Source organism: Streptomyces sp. TLI_146 (genome assembly GCF_002846415.1).
Lineage (GTDB): Bacteria > Actinomycetota > Actinomycetes > Streptomycetales > Streptomycetaceae > Streptomyces.
This window is the reverse complement of sequence record NZ_PJMX01000001.1, coordinates 7,553,069-7,576,831: the sequence shown is the minus strand read 5'-3', so window position 1 is coordinate 7,576,831 and position 23,763 is coordinate 7,553,069. Positions and strand designations below refer to the sequence as shown.

General features: G+C 71.8%; 24 protein-coding genes. 9 read left to right on the top strand and 15 right to left on the bottom strand.

Annotation, left to right across the window (positions count from 1 at the left end):
* Positions 1-41: 41 nt before the first annotated feature.
* Together BX283_RS33755 and BX283_RS33750 are read right to left on the bottom strand one after the other, a co-directional pair.
* A complete protein-coding gene (locus BX283_RS33755; RefSeq protein ID WP_101391210.1) occupies positions 42-2,249 on the bottom strand; it encodes an NACHT domain-containing NTPase in 2,208 nt (735 codons plus the stop codon).
* Entirely contained in the window at positions 2,249-3,145 is an 897-nt protein-coding gene (locus BX283_RS33750) for a DUF4231 domain-containing protein (RefSeq protein ID WP_101391209.1), read from the bottom strand. Before BX283_RS33750 ends, BX283_RS33755 begins: the two co-directional genes overlap by 1 nt.
* Positions 3,146-3,216: 71 nt before the next feature.
* Here BX283_RS33750 and BX283_RS33745 point away from each other — a divergent pair, with 71 nt between their 5' ends.
* Positions 3,217-4,119 (top strand): SDR family oxidoreductase, encoded by a 903-nt coding sequence (locus tag BX283_RS33745; protein WP_101392730.1) that lies wholly within the window; start codon positions 3,217-3,219, stop codon positions 4,117-4,119.
* Between the two features lie 20 nt (positions 4,120-4,139).
* Here BX283_RS33745 and BX283_RS33740 read toward each other — a convergent pair whose 3' ends face one another.
* The 3 genes from BX283_RS33740 to BX283_RS33730 form a co-directional block, all read right to left on the bottom strand.
* Positions 4,140-4,976: an enoyl-CoA hydratase/isomerase family protein gene (locus BX283_RS33740; RefSeq protein WP_101391208.1), complete on the bottom strand. Its 837-nt coding sequence runs from the start codon at positions 4,974-4,976 to the stop codon at positions 4,140-4,142.
* A gap of 101 nt (positions 4,977-5,077) precedes the next feature.
* On the bottom strand, positions 5,078-5,818 hold the full coding sequence (locus BX283_RS33735; protein WP_101391207.1) for a PIG-L deacetylase family protein: 741 nt from the start codon (positions 5,816-5,818) through the stop codon (positions 5,078-5,080).
* Between the two features lie 47 nt (positions 5,819-5,865).
* A complete protein-coding gene (locus tag BX283_RS33730) occupies positions 5,866-7,179 on the bottom strand; it encodes an alpha/beta fold hydrolase (RefSeq protein ID WP_101391206.1) in 1,314 nt (437 codons plus the stop codon).
* A 162-nt stretch (positions 7,180-7,341) separates the two neighbouring features.
* Here BX283_RS33730 and BX283_RS33725 point away from each other — a divergent pair, with 162 nt between their 5' ends.
* On the top strand, positions 7,342-8,505 hold the full coding sequence (locus BX283_RS33725) for an ABC transporter ATP-binding protein (protein WP_101391205.1): 1,164 nt from the start codon (positions 7,342-7,344) through the stop codon (positions 8,503-8,505).
* Positions 8,506-8,592: 87 nt separating this feature from the next.
* Here the strand turns inward: BX283_RS33725 and BX283_RS33720 are convergent, their stop codons facing one another.
* On the bottom strand, positions 8,593-9,462 hold the full coding sequence (locus BX283_RS33720; protein ID WP_180357329.1) for a serine hydrolase: 870 nt from the start codon (positions 9,460-9,462) through the stop codon (positions 8,593-8,595).
* A complete protein-coding gene (locus BX283_RS33715) occupies positions 9,459-10,427 on the bottom strand; it encodes a LysR family transcriptional regulator (protein WP_101391204.1) in 969 nt (322 codons plus the stop codon). Before BX283_RS33715 ends, BX283_RS33720 begins: the two co-directional genes overlap by 4 nt.
* Before the next feature lie 123 nt (positions 10,428-10,550).
* Here BX283_RS33715 and BX283_RS33710 point away from each other — a divergent pair, with 123 nt between their 5' ends.
* The 4 genes from BX283_RS33710 to BX283_RS40855 all read left to right on the top strand — a co-directional run bounded on the left by BX283_RS33710 (position 10,551) and on the right by BX283_RS40855 (position 14,447).
* Positions 10,551-12,023: a penicillin-binding protein 2 gene (locus BX283_RS33710; RefSeq protein ID WP_101391203.1), complete on the top strand. Its 1,473-nt coding sequence runs from the start codon at positions 10,551-10,553 to the stop codon at positions 12,021-12,023.
* 63 nt (positions 12,024-12,086) lie between these two features.
* Positions 12,087-13,772, top strand: a complete 1,686-nt coding sequence (locus tag BX283_RS33705; protein WP_101391202.1) for a D-alanyl-D-alanine carboxypeptidase family protein — start codon at positions 12,087-12,089, stop codon at positions 13,770-13,772.
* Positions 13,773-13,877: 105 nt separating this feature from the next.
* Entirely contained in the window at positions 13,878-14,234 is a 357-nt protein-coding gene (locus tag BX283_RS33700; RefSeq protein ID WP_101391201.1) for a PRC-barrel domain-containing protein, read from the top strand.
* A gap of 42 nt (positions 14,235-14,276) precedes the next feature.
* Complete coding sequence (locus tag BX283_RS40855) at positions 14,277-14,447, top strand: hypothetical protein (protein WP_180357327.1); 171 nt, start codon at positions 14,277-14,279, stop codon at positions 14,445-14,447.
* 15 nt (positions 14,448-14,462) lie between these two features.
* Here the strand turns inward: BX283_RS40855 and BX283_RS33695 are convergent, their stop codons facing one another.
* Positions 14,463-14,750: a hypothetical protein gene (locus BX283_RS33695; RefSeq protein WP_101391200.1), complete on the bottom strand. Its 288-nt coding sequence runs from the start codon at positions 14,748-14,750 to the stop codon at positions 14,463-14,465.
* 123 nt (positions 14,751-14,873) lie between these two features.
* On the opposite strand from BX283_RS33695, the gene BX283_RS33690 reads away from it, so the two are divergent.
* Positions 14,874-15,251: a hypothetical protein gene (locus BX283_RS33690; RefSeq protein WP_101391199.1), complete on the top strand. Its 378-nt coding sequence runs from the start codon at positions 14,874-14,876 to the stop codon at positions 15,249-15,251.
* A gap of 2 nt (positions 15,252-15,253) precedes the next feature.
* Positions 15,254-17,275 (top strand): PQQ-binding-like beta-propeller repeat protein, encoded by a 2,022-nt coding sequence (locus BX283_RS33685; RefSeq protein ID WP_101391198.1) that lies wholly within the window; start codon positions 15,254-15,256, stop codon positions 17,273-17,275.
* A gap of 52 nt (positions 17,276-17,327) precedes the next feature.
* Here BX283_RS33685 and BX283_RS33680 read toward each other — a convergent pair whose 3' ends face one another.
* The 4 genes from BX283_RS33680 to BX283_RS33665 form a co-directional block, all read right to left on the bottom strand.
* Positions 17,328-18,026, bottom strand: coding sequence for a neutral zinc metallopeptidase (locus BX283_RS33680; protein ID WP_101391197.1), 699 nt, complete (start codon positions 18,024-18,026; stop codon positions 17,328-17,330).
* Between the two features lie 167 nt (positions 18,027-18,193).
* Positions 18,194-18,730 (bottom strand): DinB family protein, encoded by a 537-nt coding sequence (locus BX283_RS33675; protein ID WP_180357326.1) that lies wholly within the window; start codon positions 18,728-18,730, stop codon positions 18,194-18,196.
* 92 nt (positions 18,731-18,822) lie between these two features.
* Positions 18,823-19,548 carry an ankyrin repeat domain-containing protein gene (locus BX283_RS33670; protein ID WP_101391195.1) on the bottom strand — a complete coding sequence of 242 codons (726 nt, stop codon included), beginning with the start codon at positions 19,546-19,548 and terminating at the stop codon, positions 18,823-18,825.
* Positions 19,549-19,612: 64 nt separating this feature from the next.
* Positions 19,613-20,320: an RraA family protein gene (locus BX283_RS33665; protein ID WP_101391194.1), complete on the bottom strand. Its 708-nt coding sequence runs from the start codon at positions 20,318-20,320 to the stop codon at positions 19,613-19,615.
* A 293-nt stretch (positions 20,321-20,613) separates the two neighbouring features.
* Between BX283_RS33665 and BX283_RS33660 the strand changes: the two genes are divergently transcribed.
* Positions 20,614-21,234, top strand: coding sequence for a GNAT family N-acetyltransferase (locus BX283_RS33660; RefSeq protein ID WP_306822833.1), 621 nt, complete (start codon positions 20,614-20,616; stop codon positions 21,232-21,234).
* A 41-nt stretch (positions 21,235-21,275) separates the two neighbouring features.
* On the opposite strand, the gene BX283_RS33655 is transcribed toward BX283_RS33660, so the two are convergent.
* The 3 genes from BX283_RS33655 to BX283_RS33645 form a co-directional block, all read right to left on the bottom strand.
* Positions 21,276-22,217: an ABC transporter substrate-binding protein gene (locus tag BX283_RS33655; protein ID WP_101391192.1), complete on the bottom strand. Its 942-nt coding sequence runs from the start codon at positions 22,215-22,217 to the stop codon at positions 21,276-21,278.
* On the bottom strand, positions 22,214-22,888 hold the full coding sequence (locus tag BX283_RS33650; RefSeq protein ID WP_101391191.1) for an ABC transporter permease: 675 nt from the start codon (positions 22,886-22,888) through the stop codon (positions 22,214-22,216). The genes BX283_RS33655 and BX283_RS33650 overlap by 4 nt, the downstream gene beginning before the upstream one ends.
* A 121-nt stretch (positions 22,889-23,009) precedes the next feature.
* Positions 23,010-23,729, bottom strand: a complete 720-nt coding sequence (locus BX283_RS33645) for an ABC transporter permease (protein WP_257584047.1) — start codon at positions 23,727-23,729, stop codon at positions 23,010-23,012.
* Between the last annotated feature and the right edge of the window lie 34 nt (positions 23,730-23,763).

Below are 23,763 nucleotides of genomic sequence, written 5' to 3'. Positions count from 1 at the left end.
ACGGTGCGTCCGCACGTCATTCTGCACGCCCGCGCCCCGCCTCACGTGCGGACGCCGGAACGCGGCACGAGCTCCACGCCCGGCAGTCTGCGCCGCAGCGCCTCAAGGTCGAACTCCCCTTCGAGCCAAGGGAATCCGAGCACCCGCAGCCGCGCAACCCCGGCGAGTGCGGCGAGCGCGGCGGTCCCCGGATTCGGCGCCACGTCGAGGAACACGACACCGGTGCGGGCGAGGGCCGTGAGGTCGCGGAGGGCCGGACATCCGGTGATCCGCAACGTACGCAGCCGGGGCAGGCGTGGGAGCCCGTCGAGGTCCGTCAGGGCCGGGCTGTCGGCGATGACCAGTGTGCGCAGCAGGGGGAGCCGGCCCAGGACGGTGTACGGGGCTGCGGCGCCGCGCCAGACGACGTGGTGGACGGTGTACGCGAGGCGGTCGAGGTCCGGCGGCGGATCGGAACCTGCGATCTCCAACACCCTTGCCCCGTAGCCCCCTTGCTGTGATGCGGTGGTCCACGACTCCACCGGGACGGACTCCGCGGCGGGCCGGGCGGCCGGGCGCGGCACCCGGGCGGCCCGCAGTCTGCGGGCCTCGACGAAACGGCGCACCAGCTCATGGGCGGCGGAGCCGCCGATCCGCTGGGCGGTGCGCACGATCATGCGCGCTTCGGGACCGTCGGGGTCGAGATTGTCGGGCCCCGGCATCAACTCCACCACCAGATAACCCACTTCGGCCAAGGCGTCCGCTTCGTCGGGTGTCCGGGGCGGGATCAACTGCGCCAGCCGGTGTTCGACTTGTTCACGGATCCCGGGGTCGACCTCATGGACGTACTTCAGCGCCGCCGCGGCCAGCAGATCGAGGCGGACGCGGCTCGCCGGATCCCGCTCACCGCGGTCCAGGAGGCTCGTGAACAGCTCTGTTGAATCGCGCCGCCGGGCGTGGCCGAACGCCATCAGCACGACGTCCTGCCAGCCCGGGTCGTCGGCCTTGTCGACCAGCAGCCCGAAGTCTCCCTGTTCGACGGCCTCTTTCGCCGCCAGGTAGGCCTGGAAGCTTCGGTGCGCGAAGCCGATACGGCCGGGTGCGGTTTCCTGGAGGAGGCCGGTGCGTTCGCGCAGATACGCGAGCAGCTTCGGGGGCCGTTCGGCGGCGAGGCCGGGCATGGATCTCAGGAGCCCGGCGATCAGGGTGCCGGCCCTGTCGAGGTCCGTCTCCGTGCGGCCGTTGCGCTGCAACCAGTAGGCGAGGTGCTGCAGCAGGAGGATCTGCGCCTCTTCCCTAAATGAGGTGATGTCGTGCGCGGAGATGGCCCGCGCTTCGTCCCGTCGGCCCAGCATCATCGAAAGCACGGCGCCGTAGAGCTCCCCATGAGTACGAGGACGAAGCCCGCCGCGCTCGTTGACGACGCACAGCAACGAGCACATCAGCGGGTTGCCCACCATCTCCCGCAGGTCGGGCCGTTCGACGACGACGGCCAGCAGCCCGTCGCGTCTGCCCGCCGAGGCAGCCTTCTCCACCGGGCCGCCCACGTCCGCCGAGTTCAGCGCGTACCAACGGGTGATGAGCCCGCGAATGCCGTCGGGGTCCAAGGGCCCCAGTTCCAGGGCGGCGAAGTCCCATTCCGACAGCCATGATTCGGGTACGGCCTGGGTGCGCGTGGTCACGACGTACGAGCAGAGCGGGTAGGCGGTGAGCAACTCGCCCAGCCAGGCGCGGATCCCGGCGCGCTCGGACTCCCCGACCTCGTCGACGCCGTCGATGAGCAGGAGGCCCCGCCCGGCCACCAGGACGCGCTCCGCCCAGCCGGCCGGCTGCTCGTCCGCGATGACCGAGCGCGCCGCGTCGAGGAAGTCCTTGGGGCGGGGCAGCCCCTGCCGACGCCGTTGGAGGCTCCTCACCGGCAGGACGAAGGGGATGTGTTCGTGGAGATGATCGCTCGCGGTGCGCTGTCCCTGCGCGGCCGAGACGGCCATGTGCCACAGCAGCGTCGTCTTCCCGGAGCCCGCCGCGCCGCGCACCAGCGTCCGCCGGCGCCCGGCCAGGGCTATCCCCGCAGTCGTCTCCGTGGGGGTCCCGGTATCGCCGAACGCCATCGGATCGGTGTACAGATCGCGCAACGGCCAGCTGCGCATGGCCCGCCTCGACTGCATGTCGATGCCGAAGATCTCGACCCGGTCGTAGGCTTTGGCCACGTAGTCGAGATACCGGCTCTCGAACGCCGCGTCCGGCAGCGGCACACGGGATTGTTCCATCAGCCCACCGTCCAGCGAATCATCCACGCCTCGTTCTGGATCGAGATGACGTGCTCGCACTCGGCGACGAACGCCTCGGCCGCCTCGGGCGTCCCCACCGCCCCGGGCGCCCCCTCCCGGCGAGCGAGCAACCGCTCCAACTCCTCGGCCGTACGCAGGAATTCCAGCTGCTGGTACGAGTATCGCTGCGCGATGGCGTGCGCGGTCAGGGCGACCGAGACCGATGCCACCACCGGCACCCACGCGGCGAGCCCACCGACGGAGAACACGCCCGCCGCCGCGGCCAGCACGGCTGCCAGACCACCCAGACCCAGCTCCACGCGGCCCGCCAGGACCACCTTGCGGCGCATCCACTCGGCCTTGGGCCGGTAGTACGTCTCGATCTGGCGCCGCAGCCGGTGCTCGACGTACGAATCGAGGTCGGTCACCGGCGGCAGCGGCCTCGGCAGGGCGGCGATCCCGGCGGTGTAGCGAATCAGGTCGCCGCCGTCCGTCCGGTACGCACGCCCCCGCTCGGCCAGCAGTGCCCCCGCGCCCGCCAGGTCCCGGTAGGGCCCGACCCGCGCCAGGCACGTGTACACCTCCGCCTTCAGCGCCTCGGACACGGCGCGCACCCGGATCCAGTCGCTGAGCCGGGCCGCCCCGCCGCGCTGGGCGAACAGCGGGGCCGCTGCGGCCGCCAGGGCCGCGGCGAAGGCGAGCGCCTTGCCGGCCGCCTCGTTCCGGCCCATCGCCTGGGCCGAGCCGGTGCCGAGCACCGCCGCGAGGATGGCGAGCGCGAGCGCCTTGCTGCGCGCCCCCTCCACAGCCTTCTTCAGCCGGTCCGCGCTGCGCGACCAGACGTTCTGCTGGTCCCAGACCGCCGCGATCGCCGATTCGTCCTGAGTCACTGCCACAGAAGGATTTTGACGGCAACTCAGCGGTCGTGTCTGGTGGATTCGAGGTGTCGGCGATAGGGATGGCCGCCATGACGGACGACACCGCACCACTCCCCGGGCTGCCCGCCCCTCCCCCGCCCGGCGCCCGCGCGCTGCCGCCGGGGACGTACGACAAGGCCGTGGTCCTGGTGACCGGTGGCGGATCCGGGCTCGGCAAGGCGATGGCCGCCGAATTCGCCCGTCTGGGGGCCGACTTGGTGCTCGTGGGGCGCACCGAGGAGCGGCTGAGGGCGGCTCGGGAGGAGTTGGCAGGGCTCGGGGGCCGGGTGGTCGTCGCCGTGTGCGACGTCCGGGAGCCGCAGGAGGTCGGCGCCGCCTTCGACCTGGCCGAACGGGAGGTCGGCCTGCCCGGCGTGCTCGTCAACAGCGCCGCCGCCAACTTCCCGTCTCCCGCCGAGGACTTGTCGCCCAACGCCTGGCGCGCGGTCGTCGACATCACGCTGACCGGCACCTGGTTCACCACCCGCGAGTTCGGCCGCCGCCATCTCGCGGCCGGGACGCCCGGGTCGGTGATCAACGTGGGGGCGTCGTACGCCTGGACGGGCGGCCCGGGGTACGCCCACTCGGCGGCGGCCAAGGCCGGGGTGCGCAACCTGGTGGAGACACTCGCCGTGGAGTGGGGCCCCTACGGCATCCAGGTCAACGGGCTCGTCCCCGGACTCTTCCCGCACCCGGACATGCCCGAGGCCATCCGGTCGGGGCTCGACGAGGCGGCGGCGCGCGGTGAACTCGACGCCCGGCAGCCCGCGTTACGGGTGGGCGAGCCGCGCGAGCTCGGCTGGGCGGCGACCTTCCTCGCCTCCCCGTACGCACGTTTCATCAGCGGCCACACCTTGGTGGTCGACGGCGCGAACTGGCAGCGCCGCACGGTGGTGGCCCCGCCGGTGACTCCCGTACGGGAACAGCTGGGGCGGGAGCCGTTCAGGAGGTGAGCCCACCGGCGCCGCCCGGATCACATGCCCTCGAACGTCGGCGGGCGGCGGGCCGCCTTCGCCGCGTACCCCTCGCGGGCGTCCTCCGAGGTGAGGGTGAGCGCGGCGGCCATGGCCGTACGGTCGAGGGCCTCGGCCAGCCCGGCGTCGGCGAAGGCGTCGATGTTCCGCTTGACCGCCCGCACGGCGAGCGGGGCGTTGGCCGCGATCTCACATGCGAGCGCTCGCGCTTCCTTCTCCAACTCCGCCTCGGGCACGACCTGTTGTACGAGTCCGAGCCGCTCGGCGGTGGGTGCGTCGATACGGCGGCCGGTGAGTGCCAGGAGCTTGGCCCAGCCCGCGCCCGCGTCCCGGGCGATCCGCAGGTCGCCGCCCGCGTCGACGGCGACGCCGATCCCGGTCTCGGGCAGCGCGAAGACCGCGTCCTCGGCAGCGATCCTGATGTCGGCCATCAGCGCGAGCTCGAAGCCGAAGCCGAGGCAGTAGCCCTGGACGGCCGCGACCACGGGCTGCGGCAGCCGGGCGAAGGCGGCGAAGCGCTCGTGGACCCAGCGGATGCCCTCGTGGTAGCGGTGGGTGCGCTCGGCCGGGGAGCGGCCGGTGATGGCGCCGCCGGGGGCGGTGACGTCGATCCCGGCGCAGAAGGCGCGGCCGTCGGCGCGCAGCAGGACGGCGCGGATCGCGTCGTCGAAGCGGATCCGGTCGGCGAGGAGGCCGAGCTGACGGCTGGACTCCCAGCTCCAGCCGTTCAGCTTCTCGGGGCGGCAGAGGGTGAGGACGCCGAGCCCGTCCCCCGCGACCTCAAGGCGCATCCGCTCCTCGCCGTCCGGGATCACCCGGTCGAGGGTGTCGATCATCGAGAGCCCCCCATTCACACAAACGTTAGATGATGGCCCGTCAGAATAGTGGGGGTCGGGTGCGAGCGGGAGAAGACCCGCTCGCACCCCGGTGTCCGCCCCTACCGGGGGAACAGCTCGAACGCCACCGCCGGGCGGCCCCCGAAGCGGGCGGACGCGCGCTCCGCGTTGGCGGTCAGGAAGGTGCGGCAGTACGTCTCCGGCTCCTCGTCCGTCAGGCCCTCGATGTAACTGCGGTGCTCCATCAGCGAGTCCACCGACCGTTCGAGTCCGGCGGTCGCGTCCACGGCGTGCGTCGGGGAGTCGGAACCGGCCACGGCCACCCACCGCACCCCGTTCCAGGGCTGGAGGCCCTGCTCGATGAGCTCGGGGAAGATCCACCGGTTTCCGGCGTCCCCGGCGGCGTCCAGCGTGGCCCGGCCGACGGCCCGGTGGTCGGGGGTGTTCCAGACGACGCCGCCCCAGGTGTCGCGGTGGTTGAGCGTGATGACCAGCTCGGGCCGGTGCCTGCGGATGGCGGCCGCGATGTCCCTGCGCAGCTCGGTCCCGTACTCGATCACACCGTCCCTGTGGTCCAGGAACTCCACCGCCGAGACGCCGACGACGGCCGCGCTCGCCCGCTGCTCCTGCTCGCGCAGCGGCCCGCACTTGGCGGGCTCGATGCCGTCGATGCCCGCCTCGCCGCGGCTGGCGAGCAGATACGTGACCTCACGGCCCGCGTCGGTCCATCCGGCGATCGCGGCGGCGCACCCGTACTCCAGGTCGTCCGGGTGGGCGACCACCGCGAGGGCCCGCTGCCAGTCGTCGGGCATCTCTTCCAACTGTTCCAACTGCTCTGTCATAGCCGCAGCTTACGAGCCCGGGCGGACACCGCCGCGCCGCCTTCCGGCTACGCGTCGCCGCGTACGAGGGCGAGCAGCCGGTCCAGTACGCGCTCGCCACCGGCTCGTACGCCGTCGTGCTCGTACTCGTCGGTGACCCAGGTGCGCAGGCCCCGGACGGCGCGGGCGGTGGCCAGCGAGTGGGCGGTGTCGACGTACATGTCGTCGTGGTAGACGGCGGCCGCCACGGGCACCTCGTTGGCGGCGAGCGCGGCCGGGTCGTACAGCGGGGTCCAGTCGGTGCGGGCGGCCAGCAGATCGGCGGTCTCGCGCAGGGGGCGCAGCGCGGGGTCGGTCTCGAAGTGCCAGGGGTGCACGGATTCGCCCGTGAAGAGGACGGGGCCGTCCCCGGCGAGGGCCTTCTCGGCACAGAAGCGGGGGAACTCCGCGCGGACCCGGTCGGCGGACCAGTCGGTGGGGCGGGTGTCCTGGGCGTAGATCGCCTCGTGGAGGACGGCGTAGAGGGGGTGCGCGGCGTACGAGAGGGCCGTGTGCACGCCCTCCTGGAAGGCGTCGGAGAGCGCGGGGCCCGCGGCCGTGCGCACGAAGGCGTCTTCGAGGAGGTAGTGCAGCTGGTGGGCGCCGTCGCCGCCGCCGAGGAGGATACCGAGCGACTGGAAGGCCGCCGGGGTCAGCACGTATCCGCTGTTCAGGGTGGTGCGTTCGGTGGCGAGGTGTTCGACGACGCGGCGGACCCGCTCGACGTCCTGCGGATAGCGGGCGTAGTACGCGGCGTTCTTGCGCTCGATGCGGGGGAAGGCGGCCCGGTACACGTCGTCCGCGTGGGCGTCGAGCGAGGGCAGTCCGCCGGTGATCAGGACGGCGTCGAGGCCTTCGGGGGCAGTGCCGAGGTAGTGGGTGGCGCAGAAGCCGCCGAAGCTCTGGCCGAGGACGGTCCACGGCGCGCCGCCCGTGAGCCGGCGGCGGATCAGCTCGCAGTCCTTGACGATGGAGTCGGCGCGGAAGTGGCCGAGGTAGTCGGCCTGTTCGCGGGGTCCGCCGCGCAGCGGCAGGGTCTGGCGGTTGGCGGGGGTGGACAGGCCGGTGCCGCGCTGGTCGAGCAGGAGCACCCGGAAGTCGCGCAGGGCGCGCCCGAGCCAGGCCTGCTGCCCGATGAACCGCCGGGCGCCGAAGCCGGGTCCGCCCTCCAGATAGAGCAGCCAGGGCAGCCGCTCCCGGTCGGCGGCACGGCTCGCGGCGACGACCTCGCGCGCGTGGAGCTCGATCTGCTCGCCGTCGGGGCGGGCGTGGTCGAGCGGTACGGCGAACCGGTGGTCGACGAGGACGGTTCCGGGCTGGCGGTAGGCGGGCGCGGTGGTCAAGGGTGCGGGCTCCTGCTCTCGGTCGTACGTCCGGCTCGGCCCAGTGGATCACACCGGCCGCCGGGCGCACTCCCCCGCCCGATGCCATCCGGCCGACCGGGAGCGCACTCCCGTGGCGGCGGTCCGTGTGCGTACGGCCACGGCGGCTCCTAGCGTGGATCCATGATCAGGTTCGAGCGGGTCAGCAAGGTGTATCCGGACGGCACGAGCGCCGTCGACGGCCTTTCCTTCGAGGTGGACGAGGGGGAGCTGGTCACCTTGGTCGGCCCTTCGGGCTGCGGCAAGACCACGACGATGATGATGGTGAACCGCCTGATCGAGCCGACGTCGGGCCGGATCCTGGTGGACGGCGAGGACATCGCGTCGGTCGACCCCGTGAAACTGCGCCGCCGCATCGGTTACGTCATCCAGCAGGTGGGCCTGTTCCCGCACCGCACGGTCCTGGACAACACGGCGACGGTTCCGGCGCTGGTCGGCTGGAAGAGGGCGAAGGCGCGGGCCCGGGCGGCGGAGCTCCTGGACCTGGTGGGCCTGGACCCGAAGACGTTCGGCTCCCGCTATCCGGCCCAGCTCTCGGGCGGCCAGCGCCAGCGGGTCGGAGTCGCCCGGGCACTGGCGGCGGATCCGCCGGTCCTGCTCATGGACGAGCCGTTCGGCGCGGTGGACCCGGTGGTGCGCGAGCGGCTCCAGAACGAGTTCCTGAGCCTCCAGGCGACCGTGCGCAAGACCGTCCTGCTGGTCACGCACGACATCGAGGAGGCGGTGCGGATGGGCGACCGGATGGCGGTGTACGGGCAGGGCCGCATCGAGCAGTTCGACACCCCGGCGGCGGTCCTGGGCGCCCCGGCCACCCCGTACGTCGCCCAGTTCGTGGGCGCGGACCGGGGGCTGAAGCGGCTGTCGGTCACCACGGTCGAGGAGGCCGATCTGGAGCAGCCGCCGCTGGCCCGCCTCGACGAGCCCGCCGACGCCGCCGCGGCGCGGCTGCGCGAGGCGCAGGCGCGCTGGGCGGTCGTCCTCAACGCCTCGGGCGAGCTGCACGGCTGGGCCTCCACGGACGAGCTGTCGCTCGCGGGCACCCCGGCCACGGTGGCGGACCTGGCCCGCCGCATGGAGGCCTGGGTCCCGCTGGGAGCCCCGCTGAAGCAGGCGTTCAGCGAGATGCTCCAGTACGACGCGGGCTGGGTGGCGGTCCTGGACGGCACCCACTTCGCGGGCGTCCTCACCCCGGCGAAGCTCCACGAGGCGCTGCGGCGGTCGGTGGACGCGGATGCGCAGGGGGTGGAGCGGGGGGAGGTGGAGTTCGACTCTGTGGCGGACGCGTGAGGGGTGTCCGTGGCGGATGCGTGAGGGTCTCGCCGACGAGCCCCGGGTCGGCCGCCTCCCACGGCATGGGCAGGGCGTACGGCGCGACTACCCCGCCCGCAGTGCCTCCACCGCGATCCGGGCCGTCGTGCCGATGACCGCGTCCGCCGGGGGCAGGGTCGCGGCGGTGCTGGCGGCGCGGGTGAAGACCGCGACGGCGTAGCGGCCGCCGTCGGGGTATTCGATGACGCCGACCTCGTTGCGCAGGGTCGGCAGGCTGCCCGTCTTGCCCGCCACATGGACGTCGTCGAAGGGGAAGCCGGAGGCCATCCGGTGGGGCCAGACCTGGAGGCCCAGGAGGCGGCGGATCGCGGCGCCGTGCTCGGGGGTGCACGCCTCGTCCCGCCATACGGCGCTCAGGAGGCGGGTCATGTCGCGGGGCGTGCTGCGGTTGGTGCGGGCGGGGTCCAGCGCCCGCAGGCGGGCGATGACGTACGGGTCCGCGAGCGCCTGGGCGCCGCCCGGGCCCGCGTCCTCCTTGATGGTGGCGAGGAGTTCGCGGAAGGTGTGGACCGCGTGGGTGTGTGCGAGGCCGAGCCGGGCCGTGGTGGCGTTGACGGCGTCCAGGCCGATACGGCCCAGGAGGAGTTCGGCGGCCGTGTTGTCGCTGACCGCCATCATGAGGTACGCGGCGTCTCGTAGCGACATGCGTACGGGATCGAGCATGGCGGCCATACCGGTCGGGCCCAACTCCCGTCCCTCCAGCGGGACTTCCAGCTGCTCCGTGAGGTCCAGCCGTCCCGCCGCCGCCTGTTCGTGGAGCGCGACCAGCACGCAGAGTTTGTGCACGCTCGCCGTCACCACCGCCTGGTCGCCGCCCGAGCCGATCTCCGCGCCGGAGTCGATGTCGAGGGCGTGCAGCCGGCCGGTGACGCCGGCCTGGTCGAAGGCCTCGCGGATGCGGGCGGCGGCGGTCACAGCCAGTACTCCGCGGCCGGGCGCAGATGGAGCGGGCGCGGGGGCAGTTCGGTGCTCACGGCCGAAGTCTCCCGCAACGCGCGCGTGGCCGCCTCGGCGAACGTACTCACCGCCGTGTCGCTGCGCCCGCGCGGCCACGCGACCGAAAGCCGCCAGGACAGCGGCGCCCCGGCCAGCGGCCGCCAGACGAGGTCGGGGTCCCGGTCGGCGGTGTGCGCGGGGTGAGCGTCCCTCGGGCTGAAGGCGACGGCGTTCGCCGAGAGGATCAGACCGCGGATGAAACTGGCGCCCTGGCCGTGGCGTACGGCCGCGGGCGTATAGCCGTTGCGCGCGCACGTGGTCAGGACGTCGTCGTGGAGCGCGGGCGCGGCGGCGCGGTGGAACAGGATCAGGTCGTACGGCGAGAGGGCGGCCAGCGGGACCGCGTCGAGCCGCGCCTGCGGGGCGTCGCGCGGCAGCAGGACACCCACCTCGCGGCGGAGCACCGGACCCAGTTCGAGGCCGGAGACGTCGCAGGGGTGGTGGATGAGCCCGGCGTCCAGGTCGTGGGAGGCGAACTGGGCCAGTTGCTGAGTGGTGGTCAGCTCGCGCAGCTCCAGCTCCACCCCGGGGTGGAGCCGTGCGAAGTCCGCCAGGATCGCGGCGACGGTCTCGCCCGCGATGTCCGGCGGCAGCGCGGCGCGCAGCAGCCCGCTCTCGCCGTCCCGGATGCGGCGCGCGGTGGCCATCAGGGCTTCGGAGCGGGCGAGCAGCTCACGCGCCTCCGCCAGGAGCAGCGTCCCGGCCTTGGTGATCGTCACCTGTCGGCTGGTGCGCTCGAAGAGCCGTACGCCGAGCTCGCGCTCCAGGCGCTGGATGCGCTGTGAGAGGGGCGGCTGGGCCATGCCGAGCCGTTCCGCGGCCCGACCGAAATGTGACTCTTCTGCAACAGCCGCGAAGCACTCCAGATGCCGTATCAAGTCCACGACCAGGGACGATATCGCAATTTTATTGATCTGTGGCCGATATTGAACTTGGACATACGGCACAGACTGCTGATCTTCTCCTCCTATGCCCCTCGCCCGACCCACGACGTCCGACGGAGAGTGATGAACCGGCCACTGCGACGCATAGCCGTCTTCTGCGGGGCGCTCACGTTCGCCCTGCTCGTACGGGCGACCTGGGTGCAGTTCGCGCAGAGCGACACCCTCGCCAACCACCCGAACAACCGCCGGGTGCAGATAGAGACCTTCGCCCAGCCGCGCGGCAACATCATCGTGGGCGGCGCACCCATCACCGCTTCCGTGGCGACGCCCGGCTCCGACCTCAAGTACAAGCGCGTCTACAAGGACGGCCCGATGTACGCGCCGGTCACCGGCTATCTCTCCCAGGCCCAGGGTGCCACCTTCCTCGAAGGCGTCCACAGTGACGTGCTCAGCGGCAAGGACAGCAGACTGCTCGCCGGGCCGCTCGACACGCTGACCGGGGTCAAGCCGCGCGGCGGCGACGTCATCACCACCATCGACCCCAAGGCGCAGAAGGCCGCGTACAAGGGGCTCACCGACCTGAAGGCGAAGGGCGCGGTGGTCGCGCTCGACCCGCGTACCGGCCGGATCCTCGCCATGGCGAGCACGCCCTCGTACGACCCCTCGGTCTTCGCGGGCATCTCGCGCAAGGAGGGCGAGGTGTTCAAGAAGCTCGACCAGGACAAGGACAAGCCGCTGAGCAACCGGGCGATCCGGGAGATCTATCCGCCCGGCTCGACCTTCAAGATCCTCACGGCGGCGGCCGCCCTGGAGCACGGCACGGTCACCGACATCAACGCGCCGTCCGGCGCCCCGGCCCCGTACCAGCTGCCGCAGAGCACGACGAAGATCGGCAACGTCGTCCCCGACTCCCAGTGCGACAAGGTCTCGATGAAGACCGGCCTCCAGTGGTCCTGCAACAACGTCTTCCTCGACGCCGCGCTGAAGACCGGCAAGGACAGGATGCGCGAGACGGCGGAGAAGTTCGGCTTCAACAAGGAGCAGTTCACTCCTGTACGCACGGCGGCGAGCGGCTACCCCGACAAGCTGGACAAGCCGCAGACCGCGCTGACCGGCATGGGCCAGGGCAGCCTGACCAGCACCCCGTTGCAGATGGCCATGGTCACGGCCGGGCTCGCCAACGACGGCAAGGTGATGAAGCCGTACATGGTCGAGGAGCTGCGCGGCCCCGATCTGTCACCGCTCGCGAAGACCCGGCCGGAGGTGCTGAACCAGGCCGTCTCCGAGGCCACCGCGAAGAAGGTGCAGGAAATGATGGAGTTCACGGTGACCGACGGCTCGGGCAGCAAGGTGAAGATCGAGGGTGTGACGGTCGGCGGCAAGCCCGGCACCGCGCAGCACGGCGCCGATGTGCGCGACGAGCGCCCGTACGCCTGGTTCGTGGCGTACGCCAAGCAGAGCGACGGCACTTCGCCGGTCGCGGTGGCGGTGCTCGTCGACCCCGAGGACATGGACATCTCGCGCGACGCCATCGCGGGCGGGCGCCTGGGAGCGCCGATCGCGAAGGCGGTCATGCGGGCGGTGCTGAAGAAGTAACGCCGCCAGGTGGCGGCGGCGGTGTGGCAACGACGGTTTCAGAGCGAACAGGGAAAGAGAGCAGTGGCGGACCAGTCCCCCGACGAGGGCAGCAAGCAGAAGACCGACGCGGAGGCGACGAGCGCGGAGACGGAGAAGGCGGTCGGTTCGGTCGGTTCGGTCGGTCCGGTCGGTTCGGGCAGCACACCCGATCCCGCCGGCACACCCGATACCGCCGATGCCGCCGACGCGCTCCCCGAATCAGACTCCGAGCCGGACTCCGAGTCGGACTCCGAGCGCACCAGCGAGTTCGTGGCGCTGAAGCCGGTCGACGTACCGGCCCTGAAGCCGCCGCGGCCGGTGACGGCCGGTCCCGCACCCGGCGCCCGGGCCGCGGTCGAGGCGGCCGCACCGACCTCACCCGCCCCCGACACCGAGGAGCCCGCACCCGCAGCGGCCCCGCTCCCGCCCCTGGACCTGCTCGCGGAGCTCACCAACACGCCCAGACCGCCGGAGACCCCGGCCCGTACCCTCACGCGCCGCTTCAAGATCTGGGTGCCGATCGTCCTCCTCCTGGCCCTGGTCTTCGTGGTCGTCCAGGCGGCCCGCCCCCTGCCCACGCCGTCCCTGAAGCTGGGCGCCGACACCTCGTCGTACAGCTTCGACGGGCGCTTCGGCCTCCCGTGGCCCGCGAAGGGTCAGGGCGCCGTGCGGGTCCAGGGGGCGGGGAGCCTCGGCACGTTCGGCGAGCAAAAGCCGGTGCCGACGGCGAGTGTCGCCAAGGTGATGACGGCGTACGTGGTCCTCAAGGAGCATCCGCTCAAGAAGGACGAGGCGGGGCCGACGATCGAGGTCGACGAGAAGGCCGTACGGGAAGGCGAGGCCAAGGACGAGTCGCGCATCGAGGGGCTGACGGCCGGGGCGAAGTTCAGTCAGCAGGACATGCTGAAGATGCTGATGATCCCCTCGGGCAACAACATCGCCCGGCTGCTGGCACGTTGGTCCACGGGCAGCGGCGACGAGACGGCGTTCGTGGCGAAGATGAACGAGGCCGCCAAGGCGCTCGGCATGAACGACACCACGTACACCGATCCGAGCGGTCTGGACTCCAAGACGGTGAGCACGGCCGTCGACCAGCTCAAGCTCGCCGAGGCGGTGATGAGGTTCGACGCCTTCCGGCCGATCGTGGCGCTGCCGAACGCGACGATCAAGGGTCTGCCCCAGCCGATCAACAACAACAATGACAACCTGCTGCTCGCCGGGCTGAGCATCAAGGGAATCAAGACGGGATCCAACACGGCGGCGGGCGGCGCGCTGATGTGGGCGGCGTACAAGACGGTCGGCGACCGGACACCGCTGATCCTCGGCACGATGCTGGACCAGCGCGTCGACGGCCCGGACCCCAACGGCGGCAACAGCCTCACGCTGGTGAAGGAGAACAGCAAGAAGGTCATCGCGGCAGTGCGCGACGCGCTGACCTCCGCTGTCGTGGTGCGGAAGGGCCAGGTGGCCGGGTACGTGGACGACGGGCTCGGCGGCCGTACGCCGCTGATCGCCACCAGGGACCTGAAGGCGATCGGCGTACCGGGCCAGCGGCTGCCCCTGCGGCTGACGGATTCCGGCAAGCCGGTACCGCACGCGGCCGGGGCCGGTGCGGTGGTGGGCACCCTGACGGTCGGCTCCGGTGCCGACGCCCCGGCCGTGCCGGTGGCCCTCCAGAAGGATCTCCGCGAGCCGTCGTTCGGAGCGAAGGTGACGCGGCTCGGGTGACTTCGGGGGCCGGTGGGCGTGGCGACCGTGGCGGTCGTACGCGATCGGGGGCAGGCTGGAAGGGCGAGGACCCGCCGATCCGGGTCCCTACCGGAGGAAACGACCGTGATCACCTCAGCCGATGTCCGTGAGTGGCGCAACCAGGACGTGGTCGACGAGAAGGGGCACAAGATCGGGGTGCTGGAGGCGGTGTACGTGGACACGAGCACCGACGAACCGGCGATGGCCACCGTCCTGACGGGTCTGCCGACCCGTCGCCGCCTGGTCTTCGTCCCGCTCGGCGAGGCGGTCCTCGGTCCGTATTACGTCAAGGTCCCGTATCCCCGGGGGATGGTCCGGCAGGCGCCGTCCATCGGGACGGACGACGTGTTGCCCGCCGACCAGGAAGAGGCGATCTTCCAGTACTACGAGCTGGAGTACCGGCCGGGCGCGGCGGGCGAGCGCCGACTCGCCCGCCCGTGACCACGCCGACCACCGTCCACGTACGAAGGAGAGGGCCACACCATGGCGCTGTTCCTGTTCCTCATCCTGGTGGCCGTCGTCCTGGGTCTGATCGGCGCGGTCGCGGACGGCCTGGGCTATCTGCTGGCCATCGGTGTCGTCGTCCTGGTGGCCGACATCGCCTTCTTCACCGTGCGGTGGTCCCGGCGCGCCCGTCGGCGGCCGCTGCGGTGAGGCGCCCGACAGGCCCTAGGACCGGTTGACCCGCCCGGCGACCGCGTGGCCGATCATCAGGTAGACCACTGCGGGCAGGCCGTAGTTGAGGATCGTGCGCCAGTCGTCGGACTCGACGTTGAACATGTCGCGCGACCAGCCCGAGAGCCAGTTCGCCGCGTGGTGGACCCACGACACCAGGTCGTTCGCGGTGTTGGCGTCCAAGAGGAAGAAGGCGATCCACAGGATCAGGATCACCGCCGTGACATCCGCGATGATGAGGATGATCGTCGCGGCCGGGTTTCCGCCGTAGCGTCTGGACATGCCGACCGGGTTGCCGTGACAGGGAAGTTGAAACCAGCTTCGGGTCCGCCTGATGTAATGGACCGTACTGTCCGTGCGGACCACCGAGATGTGTGGGCTGCGGGTTTGGAGCGGGGGCGCGTGATGGAAGTGCTGCTGGCGCTGGCACCTGACGAGGAGTCGGACGCGGAGGAGGCCGAGCGGCTGGTGCGCCGACTGCGTACGGAGCTGCGCGAGTTGGGCGTCGACGTGCTTCGTCCGGAGCCCGTCGGGCAGCTTCCGCCGGGTGCCAAGGGCAGCGATCCGGTGACGGTCGGGGCGATCGTGGTGGCGCTGAGCGCGTCCGGCGGCGTGTTCACGGTGCTCATCGACACCCTGCGGGACTGGCTCGGCCGGCAGTCGGCCCGGCACCGCATCTCGGTGACGATCGACGGCGACACGATCGAGCTGGAGCACGCGACCGCCGAAGAGCGCCGGGAGTTGATCGACGGGTTCGTGCGCCGCCACCGGTCGGGCGAGTAGCGGTGGGCCGTCGGCTGGCCCTTCTGGTCGCGACGTACGAGTACCAGGACGCGGGTCTGCGCAGTCTCACGGCGCCCGCGCACGACGCCGAGGCCCTCGCGGGCGTGCTGCGGGACCCGGACATCGCCGGGTTCGAGGTCACCACGCTCATCAACGAGCCCCATTACCGGGTCGGTGAGGCCATCGGTGACCTGTTCCGCGACCGGCGGCGCGACGATCTGACGCTGTTGTACTTCACCGGGCACGGCCTCAAGGACGACGAGGGGCATCTGCATCTGGCGATGGGGAACACCCGCCGCGACAATCTGGCGTTCACCTCGCTGCCCGCCGAGCAGATCGACCGCGCGATGACCGGGTGCGCGTCCCGGCAGCAGGTGCTGATCCTCGACTGCTGCTACAGCGGCGCCTTCCCGGCCGGCCGCCTGGCCAAGGGCGACGCCGACATGCACACCCTGGAGCGGTTCCGGGGCCGCGGTCGCAGCGTCCTGACCGCATCCGACGCCACCCAGTACTCCTTCGAGGGCGACCAAGTCCACGGCCTGGCCCAGCAGTCGGTGTTCACCCGCCATCTGGTGTCCGGCCTGCGTGACGGCAGCGCGGACCTCGACGGCGACGGGGACATCACCCTGGACGAGCTGTACGCGTACGTCCACGACAAGGTCGTCGAGGAGATGCCGCAGCAACGCCCGAAGAAGCAGGAGAACGTCGAGGGCCGCATCGTCATCGCCCGCAACGTCAACTGGCAGCTGCCCGCGCACGTGCGGCACGCGCTGGCCAGTCCGCTGGCCGCCGACCGGCTCGGCGCGATCGAGGGCCTCGCCGATCGGCACCGGATCGGCAACGCGACCGTACGGCAGCGGGTCGAGGAGGAGATGCGGCGTCTCCTGGACGACGACAGCCGCAGTGTTTCGGCGGCGGCCGAGAGGAGGTTGCGGACGCTGGCGGGGGCCGGTGAGGACCCGACATCGCCGACCCCGGTCCCGCCACCACAGGCCACGGCCCCGGCCCTGGCCTCGGCCTTTCCGCCGGAGCCCCAGGCGCCACCGGCCCCGTCCCCCGCGCCGGACCGCGTCCGCTGGTCGGCCCCCACCGAGGCATCCGTGCACGCCTCCCTCGCCGTCGTCAACGGCTCGGTGCACGTCGGCGACAACCGGGGGCGGGTGTACGCGGTGGAGAAGGCCACCGGCCGGGACCGCTGGTGCTTCGACGCCGGGAACCCCGTGCACGCCGTCCTCGCCGGGCCGGAAGGGACCGTGGGCGTCACGGCGGGCCCGTACTTCCATCTGCTGGACGCCCGCACCGGCGCGGAACGCTGGCAGTTCAGGGTGCGCCAACGGGTCACCGCCCTCCCCGAGACGGACGGCGGGTCGGTCTACCTCGCGAACTCGAACAGCCTGTACGCCCTGAGCCTCGCCACCGGTGAGCGGAGCTGGACGTACTGCCCGCGCATAGCTCCCTTCCAGTGGGTGGCGGCGGCGGGCGGCCTGGTGTGGACCGCCACCGCACGGGCCGTGTACGGCGTCAACGCGGCGACCGGGAAGCGCAAATGGCGGACCGCGGTTCCGTCCCCGGTCTCGTCGCGGTCCGCCCTGTCCGAGTGGTTCCTCTACGTGGGCAGCGGCAGTGGCGGCCTGTACGCGATCGACGCGCTGACCGGGCAGATCAGATGGCGCACCTCCGTGGGCAGCGGTGTGAGCGTGGCGCCTGTCCTGGCGGACGGCCTGGTCTGTGTCTGCACCGACGCCGGTCCGGTGTGCGGCATCGACGCGGTGACGGGCGAGAGCCGGTGGGTGTCCGCCGAGCGCATCCCGACGCAGTCGCCCCCGGCCGTGGCCGGTGGAACGGTGTACGTCGGCAGCGCGGACGGCCATCTGTACGCCTTGTCCGCCGAGACCGGCGCCCTGCGGTGGCGGCTCCCCACGGCCCGCCCGATACAGGCGTCACCGACCGTGTCGGACGGGGTGGTGTACGTCGCCGACTTGGGCGGTCGGCTATACGCCGTCGAGCACCACGGCGGGATGTGAGCGTACGGGCCGGTCCGCGCGGAATCGCTGACGACGGAGGTGTCCCGGCCGCTCACCTGGGCAGACAGGCGTCGGCCCCGCCCCGGCCGCCCGTGCTGAAGGCCGACAGGCGCTGGTCGGCGTTGCCGTGGTCCTGGGAGTTGGTCCAGGGCGACTCGTCGGCGAGCGCGGTCAGCGCCTGGGCCAGCTCGTCGGTGTCCCCCGGCTCGAACCGCAGCTCCTCGGAGCCGAAGAGCGTGGCCCCGGCCAGGCAGTCCGCCTGGAGTTCCTGGGCCACGTCCTTGAGTCCCAGCACCCTGCGCTGCACGGCGTGGCCCCATTCGTGGGCGATGACCAGATACACCCAGGAGTCGCCCTGGGCGTATCCGTCGCGCATCAGCTTTCCGTCCCAGGCGATGAAGTCCCCGGCGGGGCAGTAGAACGCGTTGTACGGGGTGGCCGGTTCGCTCCCGCACCTCGGGGCCTGGGGAGTGTGGGGCGTGTACGTGCCGACGACCTTCGGGGAGCGATAGGTACCGGTGAAGTGCTCGTTCCAGTGCGACCGCCAGAAGTCGTCCACCACCTTGACGGCGTCCCGGGCCTCCGCCGTCCAGGCGTCGTCGGCACCGCTGCCTTGGTCCCCCTGGTTCATCGGTACGGTGCGCCGCTTCGGCAGACCATCGTCCGAGCAGCCCGCGACGGACACCAGGGCGAGGAGCACACCTATCGCGACGGCCACGGGCCGCGACCGCGTGCTGCGATGCAAGGCCATGACTGCCTCCCGTCCGCCGACACACGGGAACAGGACCGCGCGCGCCCCGCCCCCGCACCCCAGTGTCCCGAACGGAGTGCTTCAAGGGCAGCGCCTTGCCCACGTCGACAGGTCCGATCGATGTGCGACCTGGGCGCTCCAGAACCTCCCTCTGCTTCAATGCGCCCCTAGACGCCTGTCACCCCGTCGACGCGCTCCCGGAGCAGGTCCGCGTGCCCGTTGTGCCGGGCGTATTCCTCGATCATGTGGATGAGGATCCAGCGCAGGGAGACGGTCGATTCGCCCAGGACGGCCGCGTTCTCCGCGCTCAGCGGCCCGGCGTCCTCCAGGGACGCGTCGGCGATGAGCTCGCGGCCCCGGGCGACTTCCGCGCGCCAGAGCGCCAGCTCGTCCTCGATTCCCCGGTCCGGGTCCAGCGTGAACCCGGCGTCGCCGTCCTTGCCGAACAGGAACGGTATGTCCTGACCGGCGAACACCCGCTGGAACCAGTTCCGTTCGATCTCCGCCATGTGCCGGACGAGGCCGAGCAGCGTCATCGCGGACGGCTCCACCGACGCCAGCCGCAGCCGGTGGTCGTCCAGGCCGTCGCACTTCAGCGCGAGCGTGGCCCGCTGGAAGTCCAGCCAGCTCTCCAGCATGGCGCGTTCATCGGCGTGCGGCGGCGGAATGGGCCGCCCGTCAGGTGCCGTACGTGTCGTTCCCATGCGAACCACCATGGCACGCCCCACTGACAATGGGCGCGGTCATCACGAGGAGTCAGTGCGACGGCGGAGTGTCGAGGAGATACGACTACGCCTTACGTGCGCTCCTTGGCCGACCTCGCGCCCAGCCCCCGCAGCCACGCGGCCACTTCGTCGTGGCCCGCGCGGACGGCCGCGTCCAGCGGGGTCAGTTCGTCGTAGCCGACCCAGTCGATGTCGCCGCCCCGGTCGCGGAGGTACGCGGCCGTCGGCCGCTGGCCCCCGTGACAGGCGCACCACAGGGCTTCGGTGATCTCGATGGCGGGCGGTGGCGGGGTGCCGGGGGCGAAGTAGGCGGCGACGCGGTCGAGTTCGCCGAGGCCGGCCGCCTGCCACAGGGTCGTACGGGCGCCGCGTTCGAACAGGCGGCGGGCGGCCCGCCACTGGCCGAACGCGACCGCGTCCGCGATCGCGGTGCCGCCCGCGATGACCGAGCCGTCGACCTCGATGTCGGCGCCCAGGTCGAGCAGCGTGTCGAGGACGTCGACGTCGTCGCAGCTGGCCGCCCAGTGGAGCGGGGTCTCCGCGTGCGGGCCGGTGAACCGCGCCCCCACGTCCGCGCCCGCCGCGACGAGCGCGGCCACGACCGCCGGGCCGTTCGGGAAGTGGCCCGGCCAGTCCGTGGCCACGTGGAGGAGGGTGCGGTTCACCAGCTCGTCGCCCAGCCGCGCGGCCGCGAGACCGGGGTGGGCGGCGAGGAGCTCCTGGAGGCCCCGGACGTCACCGGTGCGGATCGCCGCCGTCACGTCGACGGCGAGGGGTTCGTGCGCGCCGATCAGCATCGGTCACCCGTCCCTTCCGTCGAGAGGTACACGGTCATGCGCGCCATACGCCACGTACACCATGCTATTCCTCGATCGCCCCACCGACAGCGCGCAGATGCTCACGGAACGTGAGCGCGGGGTTGCCGCGTCGGTCGGTGAGATAGCGGGCGAACTGCACCTGTTCACGCAGGGAGTTGCCTTCGCGGATGCGGTCGGCCTGGCGGCGTTCGGTGTCGCGGATGGTCTCGGCCACGGTGAGGAGTTCGGCGGCCCGGTCGGCGGGCACGAAGAGGACGCCGTCGTCGTCCCCGAAGGCGACGTCCGCGCGGCTGACAGTCCACTCCCCCACTGTGGCGGCCTCCAGCGCGTCCTTGGCGCGGCCGTCGAGCCGCTGGGGTCCGGCCGGGGTGGCGCCCATGCTGAAGACGGGCAGCCCGATGGCCCGGATGTCGGCGGTGTCGCGGTGCAGCCCCCAGATGACGACCCCGGCGAGCCCGGCGTCCTTGGCCTCCAGGACGGCGAGGTCGCCGACGCAGGCCTCGTCGAGCCGTCCGCCGTTGTCGACGACCAGTACGTCTCCGGGCGCGGCCTCCTCGTACGCCTCCAGGAAGATGTCGACACTGCCGACGTGCCGGGCGGGTGCCACCCGCCCGGCGACGCGTCCGCCGTCCACCACGGGACGTACTGCGGACGGCGCGCACCGCACGGGCACGCGCGCGCGGAGGCAGGCGTCCGCCAGGTGTGCGGTGGTCAGTGTCGCGAAGCGGCTGCGGAGCTCGTCGTGATCCATACCCTCGTGTCCCTCTCGCCGATGCTTCCTCTTATCCGCCATTGTCGGGGTCGGGCCGTTGGGGCGGGTCGCGCGGGTGCGGTACGGGAGTGACATCGGGTCTCGTCAAGTCCCGTAGGGACGTGAAAATGTGGACGTGAAAAATCGGGTGGGTGGTCCGTCTGGAGCGGCCCCCTCCGGCGGTGATCCGCTGCCATGATGGGTCCATGCCCCAGTTGGTCCCTGCCGTTGTCCCGGCAGGCCGTCTCGGTCGGTCCGACCAACCGGCCCTGGCGGTGTCAGCCGGTCTTTTCTTGCGGCCGTGGGAACTTGAGGACGCGCCGTTCGTTTACGAGGCGTACCAGGATCCGGCGATCCAGCACTGGACGCGGCGGCGCGCGGACTGCGAGATCGAGACGAGGGGGTGGATCGCGCGCTGGCGGCAGGGCTGGCGTGCGGAGACGGACGCGCACTGGGCGATTGTGCAGGCGCATGACGGGGCGCTGATCGGGTGGGTCGCCCTGTGCAGCCTCGACTTGGCGGTCGGCCGCGCGGACTGCCGGTATTGGATCCTGCCGTCGGTGCGGGGCCATGGGGTGGCGCCTGCGGCGGTGGCCACGCTGGCGTCGTGGGCGCTGGACACGGTGGGGCTGCACCGGATCGAGATCGCGCATCCGATGGCGAACGAGGCGGCGTGCCGGGTGGCCCTGAAGTCGGGCTTCGTCCCGGAGAGCACGCGCCGCAGCGCGCAGTTGCACGCGGACGGCTGGCACGACGTGCACGTCCATGTGTGCGTGCAGGAGGGCGCCGACGACCTGGTGGAGGAGGCGCCACCGGACCGTACGCTCGGGCGTGTCCAGCGGCGGCTGCACCGGCGCGGCAAGGATCGGTTGCGGGACAGGATTCCGGGTCGACAGGGGCGTCAGGACCGGTAGGGACGTCGGGAGCGTTAGGGACGTCAGGACCGTTGGGGACGTCAGGACCGGAGCAATCCCTTCGACACCAGGTAGTTCTTGGCGACGTCTTTGGGCAGTCGCCGCCAGCTGTCGACCTGCTGGTTGAGACCGGCCAAGTCGCCGGTCGTCAGGACGGTGTTGAGCGCACCGAGGGCCTTGGTGACTCCCTGACTGCCCGCCCGGGAGCGGTTGACGACGGGCACGATGTAGTCGGCGTTCTGGAGGTGCTTGTCGTCGGCGAGGAGGACGAGCCCGAAGGCGTCCAGGGTGGCGTCCGTCGTGGTGGTGAGGACCATCTGGTCCTGTCCGTTCTGGACGGCTTGTTTGGACTGGGTGGTGCCTACGCCTTTGGGGTCGACGGCGGTGATGTCGATGCCGTACGTCTTCTTCAGCCCGGGTTCGCAGTAGGGGCGTTGGACGCATTCGTCACCGGCGGCGAGCCGTACGGGCAGTTTGGCGGCGCCGAGGTCGCTGAGGGTGTGCAGTTCGTGCTGCCGGGCGTACTCGGCGGTGACGGCGAAGGCGTTCTGGTCGACGGCTTTGCCGGGTTCGAGGACGGTGAGGCCGCGGGGGGCGGCGAGGCGGCGGAGGGCGGCCATGGTGGTGGCGAGGTCGGGTGAGCCGACGGGCGGCGCGTCGGGCCCGTGGGCTTTGGCGTTGAGCCAGTCGGCGAAGGTGGCGGCGTATTCCGGGACGACGTCGATCTGCCCGGCTTCGAGGGCGGGTTCGTAGAGCTCGCGGTTGGTGACGGAAAGGATCGTGGTGCGGTAGCCGGCTTGCTGGAGCAGCAGGGCGTACATCTGGGCGAGCAGGTCGCTTTCGGTGAACCCGGCGGTGCCGATGGTGAGGTGTTTGCTGTCGCCGGGGGGTGCGGTGACGGTGCCCTGGGTTTCGAGGGTGGGGCCGGTGGTGCAGGCGGTGAGGGTGAGGAGCGCGGCAGGGAGCGCGTGTCGGACTCTCATGCGGGGCCGCCCCTCGCCCAGGCGGGCGCGAGGCGCTGGACGACCTCGAAGATCGCCTCCACGAGGAGGGCGAAGACGGCGACGAGGACGGCCCCGGCAACGACCTGTGGTGTGGAGGCGAGGTTGAACCCGGCGGTGATGATCCGCCCGAGCCCGCCGCCGCCCGCGAGTGCGGCGAGGGTGGCGGTGGCGACGAGCTGGACGGCGGCGATGCGTACGCCGGTGAGGAGCAGCGGAAGTGCGAGGGGCAGCTCGACGCGCCACAGCATCTGGCTGCCGGTCATGCCCATGCCCCGGGCGGCCCGGACGACGTCGCGGTCGACTTCGCGCATGCCGACGTACCCGTTGGTGAGGAGCGGCGGTACGGCGAACAGGATGAGGGCGACGATCGTGGGTGCCTCGCCGTGCCTGCCGAGGGGGGTGAGGAGCAGCAGGACGAGTACGGCGAAGGTGGGCACGGCCCGCCCGATGTTGGAGAGGTTGACGGCGAGGGCGCCGCCTTTGCCGAGGTGGCCGAGGACGAGGGCGACGGGCAGCGCGATGAGGCAGCTGAGGACGAGGCAGAGGGCGGTGAGCCAGAGGTGCTCGCCGAGCCGGTGCCAGATGCCGTTCTCGCCGTGCCAGTGGCTGGAGGTGGTGAGCCAGGACCAGGCGTGGGAGAGGGTGGTCATGGGCGTCGTACCGCCGGGGGCGGGGGGTGGGGGGTTGTGGCCGTACCGGCCGGGGGCACGGGGTGCGGGGGTGAGTCCGTACCGCCCGCGTCCGTACCCCCCGGGGACTCAGCGCGGGTGCTCATGCGCGTACCGCCCGGGTCCAGGGGGTGAGCAGCCGCTGGGCGAGGAGGAGGACAAGATCGGCGGCGATGGCGATGAGGACGCAGAGGACGGAGGCGGTGAGGACCTGCGCCTTGAAGTAGGTGTTCATGCCGGAGTAGATGAGGTTGCCGAGGCCGCCGTATCCGACGATGGCGCCGACGGTGACGAGGGAGACGGCGGAGACGGTGGCGATGCGCAGCCCGGCCATGGCGGCGGGCAGCGCGAGCGGCAGCTCGACGGCGAGGAGCAGCCGTACGGGCCCGTATCCCATGCCGCGGGCGGCCTGCCGCGTCTCGTCGGGTACGGCTCGTAGCCCGGCGAGGATGTTCCGTACGAGGAGGGTCAGCGAGTACAGCACCAGTCCCGCCACGACGAGCGTCGCCGAGAGCCCGTACACGGGCAGGAGCAGCGAGAACATCGCGAGGGAGGGGATGGTGTAGAGGACGGTGGTGACCCCGAGGACGGGCCCGGCGGCCCATCGCCACCGCCGCGCGGCGACGGCGAGCGGCAGGGCGACGGCCAGCCCGATGACGACGGAGACGGCGGTCAGCTGGAGGTGCTGGACGACGGCGTCCCAGAGGATCTGGCGGCGGGAGGAGAGGTAGTCACCGCAGATCCATTCGTTGCGCGCGAGGCAGTCGTGGGGTGCCGCGGCGTCGGTGGGCGGCAGCACCGCGGTGAGCGGTCCGGCGGTCACGTTCTTATTGGAAGGTGGGGGGCGGGGTGGGCGC